We start from the raw sequence: 3,155 nt of genomic DNA on the forward strand, positions 1-3,155 counted from the left end.
GGCCGCCGCCGCCGGCCTGGCCGTGGCGTTGCTTTAGGGCCGGCTCCGGGACGGGGCGGCAAAGCCGGCCCGCACACGCACTTGCAGGAGCAGCATTCCGCCACTAACATCCAAATGTCCTACATTTACCTTGGAGGCTTCCGTGCAACTGGCTCGTCCCGCGCGCAACGTTCCGCTGGCCCGGCAGGTGGCGGACCAGATGAAGCAGCTGATCTCCTCCGGTGGTTGGCCGGTCGGTGAAAAGATACCGGGCGAGAACGAACTCAGCAGCCAGCTGGGCATCAGCCGCAACAGTGTCCGCGAGGCGCTGCGGTCGCTGGTCCATACCGGCCTGCTTGAGGCACGGCCCGGCGACGGCACCTATGTGCGGGCTGCCAGCGAACTCGGCGTCACGCTGCACCGCCGGGTCGGCGCCGGAGACCCCGAGGAAGCCTACGAGGTCCGGTCCATGCTCGAACAGCGCGGAGCGGGCCTGGCAGCCCGGCGGGCCGCGCCCGCGCAGATCGCCGCGATGCGGGCGACGCTGCGGCGCCGGGACGCCGCGCGGGACAGCGGGGACGAAGCCGCCTACGTTGCCGAGGACCTGGCCTTCCACCAGGCCGTGGTCGAGGCCAGCGGCAATTCGCTGCTGGCGGAGCTGTACGCCCACCTGCACGACGCCGTGAGGGCCAACATCGCCCGGACGCTGCTCTGGGATCCGCGCCACCGCCTCGAAGCCAGGCACCACGAACTGCTGGCCGCCATCGAGCAGCACAGGCCCGAGGAAGCCGAAAGGGTAGCTGCGGTGCTGGTCGAGGAATCCCGGCTGATCCACCACGAACGGTTGAAGGAGCAAGCATGAGCACCACTGCCGGGCAGCAGGTCCGCGTGGACCGGCCCACCCGACTGGGCCTTGCACTTATCGGCATCCTGCTCATCGCGGCCAACCTGCGCGTCTCCTTCGTTAGCGTCGGCCCCGTGCTCGGGGACATCCGCACCGACCTCGGGCTCGGCGCGGCTGCTGCCGGTTTCCTGACCAGCCTGCCGCTGGTGGGTTTCGCGGTGTTCTCGCCGCTGGCACCTGCCGTCGGCCGGCGGCTGGGCCTGGAACGGACCCTCTGGGCCGCCCTGGCCGTGCTCGCCGGGGGTATCCTGCTGCGCTCCGCGGCACTGCCGGGCGCGCTGTGGATCGGCACCGGCCTGCTGGGCCTGGGCATCGCCTTCCTGAACGTGCTGCTGCCGGGCCTGGTCAAGCGGGACTTTCCGCACCGGGCCGGCGGGGTGACCGGCATCTATTTCTCCCTGGCCACCATTGTCGCCGCCCTGGGCTCCGGGCTGGTGGTTCCCATCGCCGGGGACGCGCCGGACGGCTGGCGGCTGGCCCTGGGCGTCTGGGCCGGACTGGCCCTGCTGGCGCTGGCCTGGTTCCTGCCCAAACTGCGGCGGCGCACGGCGGCGGCCGCGGCGGCAACAGGTCCGGTGCCGGCCTACCGCTCGCCCTGGACCTCGGCACTGGGCTGGCAGGTGACCCTGTTCATGGGGCTGCAGTCCCTGCCGTTCTTCGTGTTCGCCACCTGGCTGCCCAGCATCGAGGCGAGCCACGGCGTCGACGCGGCCACCAGCGGCTGGCACCTGTTCTGGTTCCAGCTCTGCGGCATGCTGGGCAGCCTGGGCATCACCGCGGTGGTGAACAGGCTGCCGGACCAGCGGCTGGTGGGGGCGGCCGCCAGCCTGCTGGCCCTGGCGGCCTACCTGGGCCTGATGCTCGTCCCGGCACTGTCGCTGCTGTGCACCGTGCTGCTGGGGCTGGCCTGCGGCAGCTCCATCGTCCTGGCCCTCTCGTTCTTCAGCCTGCGCACCCGGCACCACCAGCAGGCCGCGGCCCTGTCCGGGATGGCCCAGTCCGTGGGCTACCTGCTGGCGGCCGCCGCGCCGATCGGCTTCGGGGCGCTGTACGATCTCACCGGCAGCTGGACGCTGCCGCTCGGCCTGACCGCGGTGCTCATGGTGTTCATGGGCATCTTCGCCGTCCTGGCCGGCCGCCGCCGCTACATCGGCTGACCGTCAGCGCAGCACGATCTCCGTGGCCGTGGCCGGGGAGATCCCGCTCTCCACGAAGCCGGAGACGTTCGAGTCCGGGTGCTTGATGATGTCCGTAATCGAGCCCAGGTGCCGGGACAGGTCCACCTTGTCCTCCGGGGCGGCCAGCAGCAGCTGGAAGCCGAACTCCTGCAGCGCATTGATCCCGGCGCCGGCATATTCGGAGTTGGCCTGGATGAACGCCTCGTCGATCATCACTGTGCCGTAGGTGGAGAAGCCCTGCGTCTCGAAGCCGAGCTGGTAGGCCAGCGCCGCGCCCATGATGAAGGACGTGAAGCGCTGGCCCTCGCCGCCGGAGAGCGTGCCCGGCTCCAGCCCGGTCTCCACCTCGCCGTTGGGCCGGTGCTCGTTGCAGCTGATGGTCACGTGCTGACGTACGTCCAGCACCGTGTTGCGCCAGGGCAGCCTGGACTGGTCGTTCAGGTCGTCCACCAGCTTCTCGAGCGCCTTGTAGCTGGCCGACATCTGCTCGGCGGTCTGCTTCACGTAGGCGTTGCCCAGGGCGTTCTTGAGGTTGTTCCGGAAGGTGCGCGCCTCCTCCGGGATGGTGGTCCTGACCTCCAGGCGCAGGTGGCTGCCGTTGTCGAAGGGCACCTCGTCCAGGATCTGGTTCAGCGGCAGGATGCGCTCCTCGATGGCGCGGCGTTCCTCCTCCAGCAGCTGCAAAAGGTCCGAGAACCGTTCGTAGGAGCGGTTGTTGAAGTACTCGCGGAACTCGTCCTCGCGCTGGGGCAGGCCCTCGTCGAGGATGCTCAGGTAGAGCGCCTCGTAGTGCGGGGCGCTGTCGACGCCGGTGCCGAAGGAGGCGTTCAGCTGCGGTCCCCAGTCCCGGGCGAAGGACTTGAAGGTGTCCGTCAGCGCGGTCTCGGTCCGGTGCAGCTCATCCTTCAGCTCCGCGGCGGCCTCGCCCAACTTCAGCTGGGCGGCATGGAAGGCCGCCTCGAGCCGTTCCAGCGCGGCGGCTTCGCCGTCGTTGGAATCGGCGCCGAGGAATTCGGCCAGTGCATCCACCGCCCAGCCCGCCGGCGGGTTCGCCGCGGCGCGCTGCCCGGTGGCGGCCAGGTCGGCGGCCGCCT

At 70.4% G+C, this 3,155-nt stretch carries 3 protein-coding genes; 2 read left to right on the forward strand and 1 reads right to left on the reverse strand.

The genetic code is table 11. From position 1 onward, the window contains the following. Window positions 1-142: 142 nt before the first annotated feature. Window positions 143-841: a FadR/GntR family transcriptional regulator gene (locus ACFQ36_RS21820; RefSeq protein WP_377017507.1), complete on the forward strand. Its 699-nt coding sequence runs from the start codon at window positions 143-145 to the stop codon at window positions 839-841. Then, window positions 838-2,040, forward strand: a complete 1,203-nt coding sequence (locus ACFQ36_RS21825) for an MFS transporter (protein ID WP_377017509.1) — start codon at window positions 838-840, stop codon at window positions 2,038-2,040. The genes ACFQ36_RS21820 and ACFQ36_RS21825 overlap by 4 nt, the downstream gene beginning before the upstream one ends. Before the next feature lie 3 nt (window positions 2,041-2,043). Here the strand turns inward: ACFQ36_RS21825 and ACFQ36_RS21830 are convergent. Next, the coding region (locus ACFQ36_RS21830) for an SbcC/MukB-like Walker B domain-containing protein (RefSeq protein ID WP_377017511.1) at window positions 2,044-3,155 on the reverse strand (1,112 nt) is incomplete at its 5' end.

The organism is Arthrobacter sp. GCM10027362, assembly GCF_042679445.1.
Taxonomy (GTDB): Bacteria; Actinomycetota; Actinomycetes; order Actinomycetales; family Micrococcaceae; genus Crystallibacter.

Excerpts from the sequence above, each read along its gene's own strand:
- ACFQ36_RS21825 (WP_377017509.1), top strand. The coding sequence starts at position 838 with ATGAGCACCACTGCCGGGCAGCAGGTCCGCGTGGACCGGCCCACCCGA.